The following is a 16,877-nucleotide window of genomic DNA, read 5'->3' as shown; positions in this document are numbered from 1 at the left end:
CGTTCACTTGCCGAAGACCATCAGGAACTTCTCGTCCTTGCCCTGGGCGAGCAGACGGACGGTGGAGATGAAGAACCGCCCGTCCACGTAGTCGACCTCCGGGGCGTAGAAGGTGCTCTCCACCTCGGCGGCCGGGCCGGACGGGTGGCGCAGCACCGCGGTGGGCGTTCCGCCGCCGGCCGGGATCGTGAGGACCTCGCCGCCCATGGCGTCCAACGCCTTGCGGTAGGCGACCAGCTGGCCGTTCGCGGCCTTGAGCGGCACGATGGTGCGCTTGTCCCCTGCGGGAACACGCCACTTGGCCTTGCCCGTGGCCAGGTCGAAGGCGACGATCTCGTTGGCGGTGAGGAGGTCCGTGTCCGTGGGCAGGTAGAGGGTGCCCGCGTCGACGACGGCGGTGGCGCAGCCCTGCAGGGAGTCGTCGTGCTTCATCCCGCACTGGGTCGAGAACTTGCCCTCGCCGGTGACGGTGGCGCGCTGCTTGCCGTCGGGGCCGAGGACCACGATGGAGCGTTCCTTGGAGTTGTTCCTGTTGACGAGGTCGAGGACGATCGGGTCGAGCGAGAAGACCCGGTTGACCTTCCAGCCCTTGGGGAGCCGGTAGGACCAGGTGCTCTTGCCGGTGGCCGGGTCGACGTCCTGGACCTCGACGGTGCTGTCGGCGTCGTGGCAGGTGGCGATCCCGAGCATCTTGCCGCTGCCCGCGGGGTACGCGCCGGGCATGCAGCCCTCGGTCGGGCTGGCGAAGAGCTTGTCGCCGGTGCTGAGCTTGAAGGCGGTGGCGCGGGTGAGGCGGCTGACGGAGAAGGTGTCTCCGGTGATGGCCAGGCTGGGGTCGACGAAGAGGTCGAACGCGCCCTCCTTGGGCACCTCCTTCGACCAGCCCTCCTTGCCGGCCTTGAGGTCGATCAGCCGCATCTGGTTGCAGTTGGCGGTGTCCGACTCGCCGTCCCGGTACATGACGACGGTCTTGCCGTCGGCGCTGGTCTGGCGCGTGACGGCGCAGACCGCGGCGGGAAGGGTGAGCGACCACTTCTGCTTGCCGTCGGCGACCGCGTAGCCGGTGACGGCCTTGTCGACGGTCTTGACGACGGTGTCGCCCACGACCCACTGGCCGTCGGTCTTCACTCCGGCGCCGGGGCCGTCGATCTTGGCGGTCTTGAGCCAGAGGACCTTGTCCTCGCCCTGCTTGCGGCCGGAGTTGAGGTCGGCGTCGGCGCCGCCGTTGCCGCTGCCGTCCCCCTTGTCGACGGAGGGCGAGCCGGAGGGCTTGGCGTCGGGGGAGGCGGACTCCTGCGCAACGGGCTGCTTGGGGTCCTTGTCGTCGCCCCGGAAGAAGGCGAAGTACGTGCCGGCACCCAGGACGAGGACGCCCGCGACCGCCGCGGCGATCAGCACGGTCGCCTTCTTCTTCGGCGGAGTGCCCGGCGGCATGCCGGGGGCGCCCATCGGCATCGTCGGCGCGCCGGGGGGCGGGGGCGGATAGCCTCCCCCAGCTACCGCTGGGTGGTGCCCCCATCCGGGAGCGGCCGGCTGCTGCGCGACGGTCGGCGGCTGCTGGGCGTAGGGGTTCGCACCCTGCGGCGGCTGGCTGTAACCGGACGGCGGCGGGCCGGGCAGGTGCCCGTAACCCGAAGGTGTCGGCGGCTGGTTCGGCGGCTGGGGCGGCTCGGTCATCAGCGCGTACCTTCGAAGTCAGGGGTCGGGGAAGATGACCTTTCTATCACTCGCGCAGGCCTTGTGCCGGGCCGGTCCGCCCCCTGTTCCCAAGGGCGGACCGGGCCGTGATGACGTCGTTATCCGGCCAGTTGGCCGCGCGGGCGGAGCCGAGGCTACGCCTCCTCGGCCAGCTCCAGCCAGCGCATCTCCAAGTCGTCGCGCTCCGAGAGCAGTTCCCGCAGCTCGGCGTCGAGCTTGGCGACCTTGTCGTAGTCGGTGGAGTTCTCGGCGATCTGCGCGTGCAGGTTGCTCTCGCGGTCGGAGAGCTTGTTCAGCTGCCGCTCGATCTTCTGGAGCTCCTTCTTCGCGGCGCGGGAGTCCCCGGAGGAGGTGGTGGACTTCGCGGCGGCCGCGGCGGGCGGGGCGGGCGCCGGGGCGGCCGCCTCGATCATCCGCTGACGGCGTTCGAGGTACTCGTCCAGGCCGCGCGGCAGCATCCGCAGGCTCGCGTCGCCGAGCAGCGCCATCACCGTGTCGGTGGTGCGCTCGATGAAGAACCGGTCGTGGGAGATCACGATCATCGAACCCGGCCAGCTGTCGAGGAGGTCCTCCAGCTGGGTCAGGGTCTCGATGTCGAGGTCGTTGGTGGGCTCGTCGAGGAAGAGCACGTTCGGCTCGTCCATCAGCAGGCGCAGGATCTGCAGCCGGCGCCGCTCACCGCCGGAGAGGTCGCCGACCGGCGTCCACTGCTTCTCCTTGGTGAAGCCGAACTGCTCGCACAGCTGGCCCGCCGTCATCTCGCGGCCCTTGCCGAGGTCGACCCGGTCGCGGACGCGCTGGACGGCCTCCAGTACGCGCAGCGACGGGTCGAGTTCGCCGACCTCCTGGGAGAGGTAGGCCAGCTTGACGGTCTTGCCGACGGAGACCTTGCCCGCGGCGGGCTGGGCCTCGCCCTGGGTGCGGGCGGCCTCGGCGAGGGCGCGCAGCAGGGAGGTCTTGCCGGCGCCGTTGACGCCGACGAGTCCGATGCGGTCGCCGGGGCCCAGGTGCCAGGTGAGGTGCTTGAGGAGGGTCTTGGGACCGGCCTGGACGGTCACGTCCTCCAGCTCGAACACGGTCTTGCCGAGACGGGCGTTGGCGAAGCGCATCAGCTCCGACCGGTCGCGCGGCGGCGGCACGTCGGCGATCAGCTCGTTGGCGGCCTCGATGCGGTAGCGGGGCTTGGAGGTGCGCGCGGGGGCGCCGCGGCGCAGCCAGGCCAGCTCCTTGCGCATCAGGTTCTGCCGCTTCTGCTCCTCGGTGGCGGCGATGCGCTCGCGCTCGGCGCGGGCGAAGACGTAGTCGCTGTAGCCGCCCTCGTACTCGTGCACCTCACCGCGCTGCACGTCCCACATGCGGGTGCAGACCTGGTCGAGGAACCAGCGGTCGTGGGTGACGCAGACCAGCGCGGAGCGGCGCTCCTGGAGGTGCTTGGCCAGCCAGGAGATGCCCTCGACGTCGAGGTGGTTGGTGGGCTCGTCGAGGACGAGGATGTCCTGGTCGGCGATGAGCAGCTGGGCGAGCGCGATGCGGCGGCGCTCGCCGCCGGAGAGCGGGCCGATGACGGTGTCGAGGCCCTGCCCGAAGCCGGGCAGGTCGAGCCCGCCGAACAGGCCGGTCAGCACGTCGCGGATCTTGGCGTTGCCGGCCCACTCGTGGTCGGCCATGTCCCGGATGATCTCGTGGCGGATGGTGGCCGCCGGGTCGAGGGAGTCGTGCTGGGTGAGCACGCCCATGCGCAGGCCGCCGGACTGGGTGACCCGACCGCTGTCGGGCTCCTCCAGCTTGGCGAGCATCCGGATGAGGGTGGTCTTGCCGTCGCCGTTGCGGCCGACGACACCGATCCGGTCTCCCTCGGACACGCCGAGGGAGATGCCGTCGAGCAGGGTACGTGTGCCGTACACCTTGCTGACTGCCTCGACATTGACCAGATTGACGGCCATCAGACGCGCTCCAGGGAAAGGGTGTGGATCAGCCCCTCAGCCTAACCCTCCGGGCCGTGCCGGACCGTTCCACGAGGAGCCAGCCGCCCAGGGCCATGCCGATCGCGGCCGGGGCGGTGACCGGGAGGGCTATCAGCGTGGCGCTGTGCCCCTCGAGCAGGCCGCCGAGACCGGTCATCGACAGGCCGAGGATGCCGAGCAGGCACAGGGCGATGCCGAGGGCGGCGCGGGGGCCGCTGCCGGGGGCCGTGGCGGCGGCTCCGCCGGGGGCTTCGAAGCGCCGGAAGAGGGCGACGAGTACGCCGGTCAGCGCGGCGGCGAGCAGGATCCGTACGGGAACCTGCGCCCACCAGGCGGCGCTCGCGGGCTCGGGGAGCGGGACGCCCAGGGCGAGCTGGGCCCCGTACACGCCGAGCATCGCGGTGAGGTGCCAGAGGAAGGCGGTCATGGCGATCCCGTTGGCGGCGACCACGCCCCGCCAGACGCGGGGGCGGGCGAGCCAGGCGGTGGCGGGCCGGGCCAGCAGCTGGACGGCGCCGACGAGCCACATGCCGTGCGCGAGCAGCGCGAGGGTCGGCGGGGCCATGTTGGACACCTTCTCGCCCGGCATCCCGACCATGGACAGCGGGTACGGGCCGTACGCGACGAGCAGGACCGCCCCGGCGAGCCCGGCGGCGGCCAGTGCGGCGGGCCGGCGGATCCGGCCGTCGGCGCGCAGGAAGCCCAGCTGGTGGACGGCGAGCCAGACGAAGGCGAAGTTGAGGAACTCCACGTACGGGACCCCGAGCGCGAAGCGCAGCGCGTCGACGGCGGCGGCCGCGCCGGCCAGCCCCGCGAAGGCGGCCCAGCCGTGGCGCTCGTGCAGCGTGAGCAGCAGGGGGGTGAAGGCGACCATCGCGAGGTAGATCCCGATGAACCACAGCGGCTGGGTGACCAGCCGCAGCGCGGCCCCGCTCAGCCCGCCCGCGCCCCGCCCGGCGAGCTGCACGGCGAACGCGGCGGCGGCCCAGACGAGGACGAACACGAGGGTGGGCCGGAGCAGCCGCCGGAGCCGGGCCCGCAGAAAGACGGCGTAGAGGGGCCGGTCGGAGCGCCGGGCGAGTGAGCGGTAGGACAGCGCGTGCGAGAACCCGCCGACGAAGAAGAAGACGGGCATGACCTGGAGCCCCCAGGTGAGCACCTGGAGCCCGGGCAGGACCGCGAGCAGATTCCCGATGCCGTCGCCGCTGACGACGGCCATCAGCCAGTGCCCGAGCACGACGGTCCCGAGCGAGGCGACCCTCAAGAGGTCGACGTACCGGTCCCGCGTGGCGGGCGTGGCTGCGGCCATGGCGCGTGCGCTGACTGTCATGGCCCTACGGTCGCCGCCGCGGGGCGTCTCCCGGCAGGGCGCACATACTCAACTCCCGGCTAGGTACCCGGTGCGGGCCGCTACCGGGGCTCCGCCCGGCTCCCGCCCCCGGCTCCCGCCCCCGGCGACGGCGGCGCGGGGTCAGGACGGCAGGACCGTGGCGCCCGGGGCCGGGGACGAGGCCGCGCGAGTGGCACGGCAGGTGCCCGAGGCCTCCAGGGCGGCGGCCACCTTGGCGGCGGCCTCCGCGTCCCGGACCAGGAAGGCCGTCGTCGGGCCGGACCCGGAGACCAGCGCGGCCAGCGCCCCGGCTTCCCTGCCGGCCGCCAGCGTCGCGGCCAGCGCGGGCCGCAGCGACAGCGCGGCCGCCTGGAGATCGTTGGCCAGGACAGGCGCCAGCACGTCCGGATCCCCCGAGGCCAGGGCCGCCAGCAGGGCCGGCGAGGCAACCGGCTCCGGGATCCCCGTACCGGCCGTGAGCCGGTCGAACTCCCGGAAGACGGCCGGGGTCGACAGGCCGCCGTCGGCCACCGCGAACACCCAGTGGAACGCCCCCGCGTCCACCGGGGTCAGCAGTTCGCCGCGCCCGGTGCCGAGCGCCGCCCCGCCGACCAGGCTGAACGGCACGTCGCTGCCCAGCTCCGCGCAGATGTCGAGCAGTTCGGCGCGCGGTGTGCCCAGCCCCCACAGGGTGTCGCAGGCCAGCAGCGCCGCCGCCCCGTCCGCGCTGCCGCCCGCCATGCCGCCCGCGACCGGGATGTTCTTCGCGATGTGGAGGTGGACCGAGGGGGCGAGACCGTTGCGCGCCGCCAGGATCTCGGCCGCGCGCGCCGCGAGGTTGGTGCGGTCCAGCGGCACCTGGTCGGCGTCCGGACCCGCGCAGGTCACGGTCAGCTCGTCCGCCGCCGTCGCCGTGACCTCGTCGAACAAGGAGACGGCGAGGAAGACGTTCGCCAGGTCGTGGAAGCCGTCGGGGCGCGCCGCGCCCACCGCCAGCTGGACGTTGACCTTCGCGGGGACGCGTACGGTCACGCTCGTACGGGAGCTCACAGCGCCGGCCTCTGCGCCTCGGGCTTGTGCTCGGCGATCGCGGCGAACTCCTCGACCGTCAGCGACTCACCGCGCGCCTGCGGCGAGACTCCGGCGGCGACCAGCGCCGCCTCGGCTCCCGCCGCCGACCCGGCCCAGCCGGCCAGCGCCGCGCGCAGCGTCTTGCGGCGCTGCGCGAAGGCCGCGTCCACGACCGCGAAGACCTCCGCCTTCGAGGCGGTGGTCTTGATCGGCTCCGCCCGCCGCACCAGCGAGACCAGCCCGGAGTCGACGTTCGGCGCGGGCCAGAACACCTTGCGGCCGATGGCCCCGGCGCGCTTGACGTGCGCGTACCAGTTGGCCTTGACGGAGGGCACCCCGTAGACCTTGTTGCCGGGTTCGGCGGCGAGCCGGTCGGCGACCTCCGCCTGCACCATCACCAGGGTCCGCTCGATGGTGGGGAACCGGTCGAGCATGGTCAGCAGCACCGGCACGGCCACGTTGTACGGCAGGTTCGCCACGAGCGCGGTCGGCGCCGGGCCGGGCAGCTCGGTCACCAGCATCGCGTCGGAGTGGACCAGCGCGAAGCGGTCCTTGCGCTCGGGCATCCGGGCCTCGATGGTGGCGGGCAGCGCCGCCGCGAGGATGTCGTCGATCTCGACGGCGGTGACCCGGTCGGCGGCCTCCAGCAGCGCGAGCGTCAGCGAGCCCAGGCCGGGGCCGACCTCGACCACCACGTCGTCCGGCCGCACCTCGGCGGTGCGCACGATCCGGCGCACCGTGTTGGCGTCGATGACGAAGTTCTGCCCCTTCTGCTTGGTCGGGCGCACACCGAGTGCGGCCGCCAGTTCCCGGATGTCGGCCGGCCCGAGGAGGGCGTCGGAAGGGTGCTCGTTGGGCTGCTGCTCTGCGGTGCTCACCCGCTAAGCCTACGGCCGCAGTGCGGCCACGGACTCGCCCCCCGCTGCACGTAGAGCTTCTTCGCCCGGTACGTCTGTTCCCCGGCGGGCGCGTCCTGGGGGCGGCCGGTGCCGCCGAGGCTCTGCCAGGTCCGTACGTCGAACTGGTAGAGGCCGCCGTACGTGCCCGAGGGGTCGGTGGCCGAGGGGCGGCCGCCCGATTCGCACTGGGCGAGGGCCCCCCAGTTGAGGCCGTCGGCGCCGGAGACGGACGTCGGCAGCGGCTTCGTTCCGACCTTGACGAGCTGGGTGACGGGCTCTCGGACGGTCTCCTCCGCGATGCGGCGGGGCTTCTGGCGGACCCCGTTGACGGTGCGCAGGCTGTACGTGACCCGGCGGGCCCCGGGCCGGCCGGCCCGCTCGACGACCTCGGTGCCGGCGAAGAGGGTGTCGTCCCTGACCTTCTGCGTCGCGTACGGGATGCGCTCCTCGCGGACCTCGCGGGTGCCGGTGATGCGCAGCACGGTGATGGTCTGGCCGTCGCGCGGGAAGGCGGTGGGCGGTACGGAGGTGGTGTCCTGCCCGTTCAGGGTGATGCCGGCCTGGTCGAGGGCCTCATGGACGGTGGCGGCGTTGGTGCGGATGGTGCGTTCGCGGCCGTCGGCCATGAAGGTGACGCTGCGTTCGGTGCGGACGCTCAGGGCCAGCCCGGCGCGCGGGACGGGGGCGGTGCGCGGTGCGGAGAGGTAGGCGCCCTCGGCGCGGATGCCGAACTGGCGCAGCGCGCCCTCGACGGTGCGGGCGGTGGTCCACACCTGGCGCTGCTGCCCGTCGAGGGTCAGGCGCAGGGGGCGGCCGTAGCGGACGACGACCTGTTCGCCGTCGTCGAGGGGTTCGCCGGGGGCGGGGGCGACGAGGTCGTGGGGTCCGACGTCGAGGCCTTCGGAGGCGAGGAGTTCGTCGACGTCGTCGGCGAAGGTGTGCAGGGTGCGCGGGACCCCGTCGACGGTGAGCCGTACCGCCTTGTCGGCGGCGACGAAGGCGGTGGTGCCGCCGGCGAGGAAGGCGACGACCAGGGCCTGCGGCACCATGCGCCGCCAGGTCCCTCCGGGGGTGGGCGCGGGTACGGCTGCGGCCCGTCGGCGGCCGGTGCCGGGGCCGGCGGGGGCCAGGAGGACGGCGGGCTCCCCGCTCCGGCGGCGGCCGGTCCCGGGCGGGGCCGCGGAGCCCGGCGTCTCGGCCGCCGGGCCGCGCCGCCGCCCGGGTCCCGGCACGGTGGGGGCCGTGGCCACGGAGCCGGCTGCCGGGCTCCGGCGGCGGCCGGTGCCCGGCACGGCGGGGGGCGGGGCCCCGGGTCCTGCGGGGGCCCGCCCGGCGTCCGGGCGGCGGCCGGACCCGGTCGGGTCGGGCTCCGGCACGGTTTCGGCGGCTGCCTGGCCGCGGGCCCGGCGGCGGGAGGGGCGGTGGTCGGCGCGCGGGGCGGGGACGCCCGGCGCGGGCTCCCACGCCGCGTCCGCACCGGGGGGCCAGGCCGGGAGGGTGGGCTCGTACGGCCCCGGAACGGGACCGCCACGGCGGTGACTGCCCTGCGTATCGCTCACGACGCTCGCTCCACTGGTGTTCCGCCGCCCGCTGGTTCGGGCACGGCACCATAGCGGAGGAGTCGTCACGCACCAAAGCCGGACGACTACACAGCGTGTCGTCCGGCCGGGGGTGGCGGGCGCGCGGTCAGTAGGCGAAGGCGCGCGCCGTGTTGGCCGCCAGCGCGGTGGCCATCGCGTCCTCGTCGATGCCGCGGACCGCCGCCATCGCCCGTACCGTCAGCGGAATGAGGTACGGGGCGTTGGGCCGTCCGCGGTACGGCGCCGGGGTCAGGTACGGGGCGTCCGTCTCGACGAGCACCAGCTCCAGGGGTGCCACGGCCAGGGCCTCGCGCAGCGGAGCCGCGTTCTTGAAGGTGACCGTTCCGGCGAAGGACATGTAGTAACCGGCGGCGGCGCACTCCCGCGCCATGTCGGCGTCCCCCGAGTAGCAGTGGAAGACGGTGGGCTCCGGCGCGCCTTCCTCGCGCAGCACGCGCAGCACGTCCGCGTGGGCGTCGCGGTCGTGGATCACGAGGGCCTTGCCCTGGCGCTTGGCGATCTCGATGTGGGCGCGGAAGGAACGCTCCTGCGCGGCCATCCCCTCCGGCCCGGTGCGGAAGTAGTCCAGTCCGGTCTCGCCGACCGCCTTGACGTGGTCCAGCGCGGCCAGGGCCTCGATCTCGGCCAGCGCCTCGTCGAGCGCGGCCTCTCCGCCGCCGGTCCTGGCTCCCTGGCGGGACCAGCCGTCGGGGTCTCCGTGCACGATCCGGGGGGCCTCGTTCGGGTGCAGGGCCACGGCCGCGTGGACGTTCTCGTACGCGGCGGCCGTCTCGGCGGCCCAGCGGGAGCCCTTCACGTCGCAGCCGACCTGGACGACCGTGGTCACGCCCACCGAGGCGGCCTTCGCGAGGCCCTCCTCGACGGTTCCGGACTGCATGTCCAGGTGGGTGTGCGAGTCCGCCACCGCCACCCGAAGGGGTTCGGGCAGCGGTGGCGGTGCGTCCTTGGAGGCTTTGGAGGACGAGGCTGGCGAAGTGCTCATACGGCCGATCTTATGACCGGCGGAAGATCCCCAGCAGGCGGGAGAGGAGGCCCGGGTTCTTCTCGGCCTCGTCGATGAGGACGGGTCCGGGGGCGTCGTGCGCCGGGGGCGCCTTGTGCGGCTTGGGGGGCCGGGGGACGTTCGCGCCCGCCGGGACGGGTCCGGCGATCCCCGGTGCGATGCGGTGGTGGTAGAGCTCGTCGAGCATGCCGAGGACGGAGGAGACCTGGCCGGCGCGCATGATCCGGACCACGTGGCTGCCGCAGTTGTGGCAGGTCGGGTTGGACAGCGGGGACGGCACCCGCTCGCCGTCGACCTTGTACATGATGAACGGCTCGCCCTTGCCGTCCACGTGGTGCTCGATGTCGTAGGCCTGCTCCCAGGCGTACGCGCACCTCATGCAGGCGAAGGAGTACGCCTCGTGCACCGTCTGCACCGGGGCGCCGACGGGTGTGCCGGGTGCCCCGGGCGCGGTCACGGTTACCGGGGTGTCAGCGGTCTCACTCATGCCAGCTCCTCTTGTTCCACTGGTGCCATGGCCAGTGGACGCCTCTTCGGGCGGGAGCGCATCAGGCCCTGTCTGTTGTTGGACGAACCTTGGGCGGCTCATGCCCAAAGCGCCCGGTGCGCGGTCTGAGCTTTGCCTTTCAGGTTAGCCCTTTACCGACTTACGGCACCTTTTGTGCCGCGTTCTTTGCCGCGACGACGGCGTCGAACACCTCGCGCTTGGGTACCCCGGCCTCGGCGGCGACCGCGGCGATGGCCTCCTTGCGCCGCTCCCCCGCCTCCTCGCGCACGCGCACCCTGCGCACCAGCTCCTCGTCGTCCACGTCGCCGGGGGCGGCCGCCGGGGCGCCCTCCACGACGATGGTGATCTCTCCGCGGACGCCCTCGGCGGCCCAGGCCGCCAGTTCACCGAGCCCGCCGCGCTTGACCTCCTCGTACGTCTTGGTCAGCTCGCGGCACACGGCGGCGCGGCGCTCGGCGCCGAACACCTCGGCCATGGCGGCCAGGGTGTCGTCGAGCCGGTGCGGGGCCTCGAAGTAGACGAGCGTGCGCCGCTCGGCCTCGACCTCGCGGAGCCGGCCGAGGCGCTCGCCCGCCTTGCGCGGCAGGAACCCCTCGAAGCAGAAGCGGTCCACCGGCAGTCCGGACATGGCCAGCGCGGTGAGCACCGCGGACGGCCCGGGGACGGCGGTGACCTTGATGTCCTTCTCGACGGCGGCGGCGACCAGCCGGTAGCCGGGGTCGGACACCGAGGGCATGCCGGCGTCGGTGACCAGCAGGACCCGCTTGCCGTTCTGGAGGGCCTCGACCAGCTCGGGGGTGCGCGCGGACTCGTTGCCCTCGAAGTACGACAGGACGCGCCCGGTGGTGTGCACGCCCAGCCCCTGGGTCAGCCGGCGCAGCCGCCTGGTGTCCTCGGCGGCGATCACGTCGGCCCGCTCCAGCTCCGCCGCGAGCCGCGGCGGGGCGTCCGTGAGGTCGCCGATGGGGGTGCCGGCGAGTACGAGGACTCCTGGCGCAGAGGTTGGCTGAGAGCTGGGCTCGGTACCGCGGGGCTGGTCAGTGGTCACCCGCCCATCCTCTCAGTCCCGCCCGGTCCCGCGTCCGTACGCCCCCGCTGCTGGGGTTCCCACAGATCCGTTCCCTACGATGTGCCGGTGACCAAGACCGCGACGCCGCCGCCCAGCCCCGCGGGGGCCCCGCCCGCCCCGCCGGCGGGACGCGAAGAAGAGCCGTCCACCTGGCTGCGCCGGCTGCGCGCCTTCGGCTATACGCCGCGCGCCGGTGCCGGGGCGGGGAGCGGCGACGTGCGCGCCCGCCTGGTGCCCCCGTACGCCCAGCCGTCCGCCCAGCTGTGGATGACCTTCGGGCTGCCGCAGCATGTGTGGGGCACCTGGCAGCGGATCGCGGCGTGGGCGGGGCCGCTGCTGGTGGCGCTCGTCGCCGGGGCGCTGCGGTTCGTGCACCTGGGCAGCCCGAAGGCGGTGATATTCGACGAGACGTACTACGCCAAGGACGCCTGGGCCACGATCAAGCAGGGCTACGAGGCGAGCTGGCCCAAGGACATCGACAAGTCGATCCTCGCCGACCCCGGCTCGGTCCCCCTCCCGCTGGACCCGGGGTACGTCGTGCACCCGCCCGTCGGCAAGTGGGTCATCGGGCTCGGCGAGTGGATGTTCGGCCTCACCCCCTTCGGCTGGCGGTTCATGACCGCCGTGCTCGGCACCCTCTCCGTGCTGATGCTGTGCCGGATCGGGCGGCGCCTGTTCCGTTCGACCTTCCTGGGCTGCCTGGCGGGGGCGCTGCTCGCGGTGGACGGCCTGCACCTGGTGATGAGCCGCACGGCGCTGCTCGACCTGGTGCTGATGTTCTTCGTGCTGGCCGCCTTCGGGGCGCTGCTCATCGACCGGGACAGGGTCCGGGCCCGGCTCGCGGACGCGCTCCCGGTGGACGACGAGGGCCGGACCCGGCCCGACGTGAAGATCGCCGAGACGCTGCGGCTGGGGTGGCGCCCGTACCGGATCCTGGCGGGGGTCTGTCTGGGTCTGGCCGCGGGCACGAAGTGGAACGGCTTCGTCGTCCTGGCGTTCTTCGGCATCCTCACCGTGCTGTGGGACGCCGCCGCACGGCGGACGGCGGGCGCGGGCGCCCCGTACGCGGCGATGCTGCGCCGCGACGCGCTGCCCGGGTTCCTGTCCACGGTCCCGGTCGCGGTGGTGACGTACGTGGCCTCGTGGTCGGGCTGGATCCTCAGCCCGGACAACGGCAAGGGCGGCTACCTGCGCGACTGGGCCGCCAAGCACGACCAGGGCAGCGCGCTGTCGTTCCTCCCGGAGTGGCTGCGCAGCCTGTGGCACTACGAGACCGAGGTGTACAAGTTCCACGTCGGCCTGACCTCGGGCCACACCTACGAGTCGAACCCGTGGAGCTGGCTGGTCCTGGGACGGCCCGTGTCGTACTTCTACGAGTCCCCCGAGCCCGGCACCGACGGCTGCCCGGCGACGGAGGCCGGCAAGTGCGCCCGCGAGGTGCTGGCGCTGGGCACTCCGCTGCTGTGGTGGGCGGGCTGCTTCGCCCTGCTGTACGTGCTGTGGCGGTGGTTCTTCCGCCGCGACTGGCGGGCGGGGGCGATCGCGTGCGCGCTGGGCGCCGGCCTGCTGCCCTGGTTCAACTACCAGGAGCGGACCATCTTCTTCTTCTACGCGGTGGTCTTCGTCCCGTACCTGTGCCTGGCGGTGGCGATGATGATCGGGGCCCTGCTGGGCCCGGCCGGATCGAGCGAGCGGCGGCGGACGCTGGGCGCGATCGGGGCCGGGGTCCTGGTCCTGCTGATCGTGTGGAACTTCATCTACTTCTGGCCGATCTTCACGGGCCAGACCCTGCCGATGGACTCGTGGCGGGCCCGGATGTGGCTGGACACCTGGGTCTAGCGACCCGACAGAAAGGCCCGATACGACGGCCCCGGCGCTCACCCGCGCCGGGGTCGTCGTCGTTGCCGGCGGGCCGGATGAGGCTGTGACACCGCTTCGGCGATGCAACGAGTACACACAGGCGTACGAGGTGTTCGCTTTTCTGATGCCACGTCACTCATGCAGACGCTTTTTCCGATTTGCTGTCTATTGCTGTGAAATATGCGGGAATGCTCCCGCGTGACGACCCATCACCTCCTCTGGCGCGGTGCGGATCCGCGTCCCTGCTCGGGGTGGGCCTGCGTGTCGGTGCAGGCAGCGGGCCGGCGGCTCTGAACAGCAACAAGAAAGGTCCTGCAATGGCATTGGATGTCCTCCGGTCGGCTCCACCCGACAGCCCTCAACTCACGCTGTTCAAACGGGGAGCCTTTGCCCTGCTCCCCGCAGCGTTCCTGGCGGCGGTCACCCTGGTACCAACCCTCGCCTACGCCGCAGAATCCCCCGTGCTGCTGGGGACCACCGCCAGTTACGGGGTCCTGGCCGGTTCGACGGTCACCAACACGAATGCAACCGTCATCAACGGCGACCTGGGGCTCTATCCGGGTACGTCGGTGACCGGCTTCCCGCCCGGCATCGTCAACGGAGTGACGCGCGTCTTCCCCAACGCCGCCGCAGGTCGGGCAAAGGAAGACCTCATCGTCGCCTACGACGACGCGGCAGGCCGGGGACCCGGGACCACGCTCGCTTCGTCCGAGATCGGCGGACTGACGCTGGCGCCCGGCGTCTACACGGCCCCGTCGTTCATCCAACTCACCGGGACGGTCACACTTGACGGCCAGAACGACCCCAACGCCGTCTTCATCTTCCGGATCCCCTCGACCCTGACCACGGCTTCGTCGAGTTCCGTGGAACTCATCAACGGAGCAAGTGCCTGCAACGTGTTCTGGCAGGTGGGCAGCTCCGCCACCCTCGGCACGACCACCGACTTCAAGGGCACCATCCTGGCCCTGCAGTCCATCACGCTGAACAACAACGCCGACGTCGAAGGCCGCGCCCTGGCGCGTGAGGGCGCGGTCACGCTGGACGACAACACCATTACGGTGCCGACCTGCGCCACTGGTCCTGTTGGGCCGACCGGGCCTACCGGACCGACCGGCGAACCCGGCCCGACCGGCTCACCTGGCCCGACCGGCAGCCCCGGCCCGACCGGCGAACCCGGCCCGACCGGCAGCCCCGGCCCCACCGGCGAACCCGGCCCGACCGGCTCGCCCGGCCCGACGGGTTCGCCTGGCCCGACCGGCAGCCCCGGCCCGGACGGCGCCCCCGGCCCGACCGGCAGCCCCGGCGCGACGGGTTCGCCCGGCCCGACCGGCTCGCCTGGTCCGGACGGCTCGCCCGGCCCGACGGGTTCGCCCGGGCCCACCGGTTCCGCCGGACCTGCCGGCCCCACCGGTTCTGCTGGACCCGTCGGACCCACCGGACCCGCAGGGCCCACGGGGCCCCGCGGCGACAAGGGCGAAAACGGTGACGCGGGCGATCACGGCCACGGCCACCCCGGCCACGACGAGGGCGACGAGGGCGAGCACGGCGGTCCCGACGACCACGATCAGGGCAACCCCGGCCACGGTCACGACAACCACGACCAGGGCAAGCCTCCGTGGGCCGACTTCCTGCCGGGCGGCCTCGACGATGCTCTGGGCCACGCGCTCCCCGGCCACACGGCCAAGAGCGTCAACTTCGCCCCCGTGAGCGCCACCATCGGCCAGCAGCCGAAGGAGGCGTCGCCCGACCTCGCCGCTACCGGCACGAGCAGCGAGACCGGGATCATGGCCGCCTTTGCGGCGGCGGTGGCATTCGTCGGAGGCTCGGCCCTCTTCACGATGAAGAGAACCCGCCGAGGTACAGGGACTCGACAGGACTAGCCGGCACATGGCAGGCGTGACAGCCTCACGCCTCTGACCGATCGGTCTCGACAGGGCCCGAAGCCGAGCCCCTGGACACGTCGTCCAGGGGCTCGGTTCTCGATGTCAGGATGCGTGCCGCACAGCGCTCACGGATTCGGCTGGGACGGCGCGCGGACGCCTGGCCTGAATTCCGTGCCGGCGTACACCCCGATGGCTTCGTTGATGAAATGCCGGGTACTGTCCGGGCTCAGGGCCCCGGCCTGCAGGTGCGCATACATATCGCGGTAGATCCTGACGTCGGATCGCTTCTCCAGATAGAGATCGCTGGTGAACCTTTCCAAATACACCACGCTCACGTCGGCGGCGTCGGTGAACTCGAGCAGCGCGAACTGTCCCGAGACACCAGGGTGCGCCCCCACGTCGTGGGGGAGAACCTGCAGGGTGATGTGCGGCTGGGCCCCGAGGCGGGTCAGATGCTCCAGCTGCTCGCGCATGACCGCACGGCTGCCCACGACGCGCCGGAGTGCCGATTCGTCCAGTACGGCCCATAAGCGCAGGGGGTTGCCCGGGGCGCTCAGCCGGTGCTGGCGCCGCAGCCGTACCTGGAGACGTGTGGCGGCCTGCTCGGCGGCGGCCTGAGGGATCGTTCCTGCAATGACGGCCCGAGCGTAGGCAGGGGTCTGCAGCAGGCCGGGGATCACCAGGGGCTCGTAGCATCGGATCGCCGCGGCCTCGGCCTCCAGGCCGATGTAGGCGCCGTACGGGACATCGCCGTAGGTGTTCCACCAGCCCTGCTGCCCCGATTCCCTGGCCAGCTGCATCAGATGGTCGACGAGCCGCCGGTCCTGGACTCCGTACAGCCCGCAGAGATCGCGCACGTCGCGCGGCTTGATGAGGCGGCGGCCGTTCTCCATGAGGCTGATCTTGGGCTGGGAGATCAGCAGGCTCTCGGCCACCTGCGGCGTCGTCATGCCCCTGATCTCCCGGAGCCGACGGAGCTCCGACCCCAGCCGGCGCCTGCTGACGGTGGGATTGGCATTGACACCGGGCCGTTTACCTCGCTCAAAAGACCTCGCCATGGCGAGCAGATTGTCACAGCCGGCGGCTGGTCGGCTCCGCCCTTTCACCGTGTCGTGCACGGTGACGCGCACCGAGCGAAGAACGCCCTGACGCTTCCTACACTTCTCACCTTCACTTCCAAAAGGAATTCACACTGACCATATTTTCCACTGCGGATAGACCCATTCCAGTACAAATTTTTCATGCGGACCTCATGGGGCCGTCAGGAGATCCAGGATCTGAGCCGCGCTCCAGTGGCCGGCCGCGCCCGGACACCGCGCGAGGTAGCCGGCGATGGACCGGCCGGTCCAGGCCCCGGACTCCAGAAGGCCCGCCGCGAGGTACTTCACGTACGGGGCGGACGGCTTGACCCAGTCCACGTCGTGCATGACCCAGGGGGCGGTGAAGGTCAGCACGGGGACGCCCTCCAGGGCGCCGCAGCAGATCAGCGTCTCGTACCGGCCGGGCCCCCACTCGTCCCGTCCCGAACGCAGGACCTCGGTCAGGTCGACGTCGGCCCCCGGCTCCCGGTACATCTCCTGGGCGGCGATGTCGGAGAACTGCTGGGCCGTCACCAGGTGGGCTCGGGCCCGGGTGCGTCCCGGCGCCGCCGGGTCGTAGAAGCCCCTGCCGCCCGTCCACACGGGAGACGTCGTGGCGAAGTACAGGCGCCCCGGCAGCTCGACCGGCACCGAGCGGGCCGGCGGGCGGCGGTCGCGGCATCCGGGGTAGCGGCGTGCGGCGCCCGGCGGGGTGCCGCCGGCGAGGTAGCAGGCCAGCCGGTCCGCGTGCATGTTCGAGCCGTAGGACGTGTACCAGATCAGTTCGGGCGCGGCCCCGTCGATGTCGATGCGGGCCGCTTCCACCGTGCGCACGACGTTCATCGGGCGATCTATACCGCCCTGCGCGCCTTTCACCGCTCCTTTTCGGCCATCGATGTTCCGGTCCGGTAA

At 72.5% G+C, this 16,877-nt stretch carries 13 protein-coding genes; 2 read left to right on the top strand and 11 right to left on the bottom strand.

Features of this window, described 5'->3' with window-relative positions:
* Positions 1-3: 3 nt before the first annotated feature.
* The 9 genes from ACIPUC_RS28795 to rsmI all read right to left on the bottom strand — a co-directional run bounded on the left by ACIPUC_RS28795 (position 4) and on the right by rsmI (position 11,122).
* Complete coding sequence (locus ACIPUC_RS28795; RefSeq protein ID WP_446593246.1) at positions 4-1,677, bottom strand: outer membrane protein assembly factor BamB family protein; 1,674 nt, start codon at positions 1,675-1,677, stop codon at positions 4-6.
* A 155-nt stretch (positions 1,678-1,832) separates the two neighbouring features.
* Positions 1,833-3,641, bottom strand: a complete 1,809-nt coding sequence (locus ACIPUC_RS28790; RefSeq protein WP_446593244.1) for an ABC-F family ATP-binding cassette domain-containing protein — start codon at positions 3,639-3,641, stop codon at positions 1,833-1,835.
* A gap of 28 nt (positions 3,642-3,669) precedes the next feature.
* Positions 3,670-4,992, bottom strand: coding sequence for an acyltransferase family protein (locus ACIPUC_RS28785; protein ID WP_446593242.1), 1,323 nt, complete (start codon positions 4,990-4,992; stop codon positions 3,670-3,672).
* A gap of 141 nt (positions 4,993-5,133) precedes the next feature.
* Positions 5,134-6,042: a 4-(cytidine 5'-diphospho)-2-C-methyl-D-erythritol kinase gene (locus tag ACIPUC_RS28780; RefSeq protein WP_446593240.1), complete on the bottom strand. Its 909-nt coding sequence runs from the start codon at positions 6,040-6,042 to the stop codon at positions 5,134-5,136.
* A complete protein-coding gene (rsmA, locus tag ACIPUC_RS28775; RefSeq protein ID WP_446593238.1) occupies positions 6,039-6,941 on the bottom strand; it encodes a 16S rRNA (adenine(1518)-N(6)/adenine(1519)-N(6))-dimethyltransferase RsmA in 903 nt (300 codons plus the stop codon). Before rsmA ends, ACIPUC_RS28780 begins: the two co-directional genes overlap by 4 nt.
* Entirely contained in the window at positions 6,938-8,521 is a 1,584-nt protein-coding gene (locus ACIPUC_RS28770) for a ubiquitin-like domain-containing protein (RefSeq protein WP_446593237.1), read from the bottom strand. Before ACIPUC_RS28770 ends, rsmA begins: the two co-directional genes overlap by 4 nt.
* 127 nt (positions 8,522-8,648) lie before the next feature.
* Complete coding sequence (locus ACIPUC_RS28765; protein WP_446593235.1) at positions 8,649-9,545, bottom strand: TatD family hydrolase; 897 nt, start codon at positions 9,543-9,545, stop codon at positions 8,649-8,651.
* A 10-nt stretch (positions 9,546-9,555) separates the two neighbouring features.
* Positions 9,556-10,053, bottom strand: coding sequence for a hypothetical protein (locus ACIPUC_RS28760; protein WP_446593234.1), 498 nt, complete (start codon positions 10,051-10,053; stop codon positions 9,556-9,558).
* A 160-nt stretch (positions 10,054-10,213) separates the two neighbouring features.
* Positions 10,214-11,122, bottom strand: a complete 909-nt coding sequence (rsmI, locus tag ACIPUC_RS28755; protein ID WP_446593233.1) for a 16S rRNA (cytidine(1402)-2'-O)-methyltransferase — start codon at positions 11,120-11,122, stop codon at positions 10,214-10,216.
* Between the two features lie 87 nt (positions 11,123-11,209).
* Here rsmI and ACIPUC_RS28750 point away from each other — a divergent pair, with 87 nt between their 5' ends.
* Positions 11,210-12,982 (top strand): dolichyl-phosphate-mannose--protein mannosyltransferase, encoded by a 1,773-nt coding sequence (locus tag ACIPUC_RS28750; RefSeq protein ID WP_446593232.1) that lies wholly within the window; start codon positions 11,210-11,212, stop codon positions 12,980-12,982.
* Between the two features lie 338 nt (positions 12,983-13,320).
* On the top strand, positions 13,321-14,883 hold the full coding sequence (locus ACIPUC_RS28745) for an ice-binding family protein (RefSeq protein ID WP_446593230.1): 1,563 nt from the start codon (positions 13,321-13,323) through the stop codon (positions 14,881-14,883).
* Between the two features lie 128 nt (positions 14,884-15,011).
* On the opposite strand, the gene ACIPUC_RS28740 is transcribed toward ACIPUC_RS28745, so the two are convergent.
* Both ACIPUC_RS28740 and ACIPUC_RS28735 read right to left on the bottom strand, forming a co-directional pair.
* A complete protein-coding gene (locus ACIPUC_RS28740; protein WP_446593387.1) occupies positions 15,012-15,944 on the bottom strand; it encodes a helix-turn-helix domain-containing protein in 933 nt (310 codons plus the stop codon).
* Between the two features lie 192 nt (positions 15,945-16,136).
* Positions 16,137-16,808: a histone deacetylase gene (locus ACIPUC_RS28735; RefSeq protein WP_446593228.1), complete on the bottom strand. Its 672-nt coding sequence runs from the start codon at positions 16,806-16,808 to the stop codon at positions 16,137-16,139.
* Between the last annotated feature and the right edge of the window lie 69 nt (positions 16,809-16,877).

This window comes from Streptomyces sp. LARHCF249 (genome assembly GCF_052871255.1).
The sequence above is the reverse complement of the archived record's forward strand: the minus strand, read 5'-3'. Positions and strand labels throughout refer to the sequence as shown.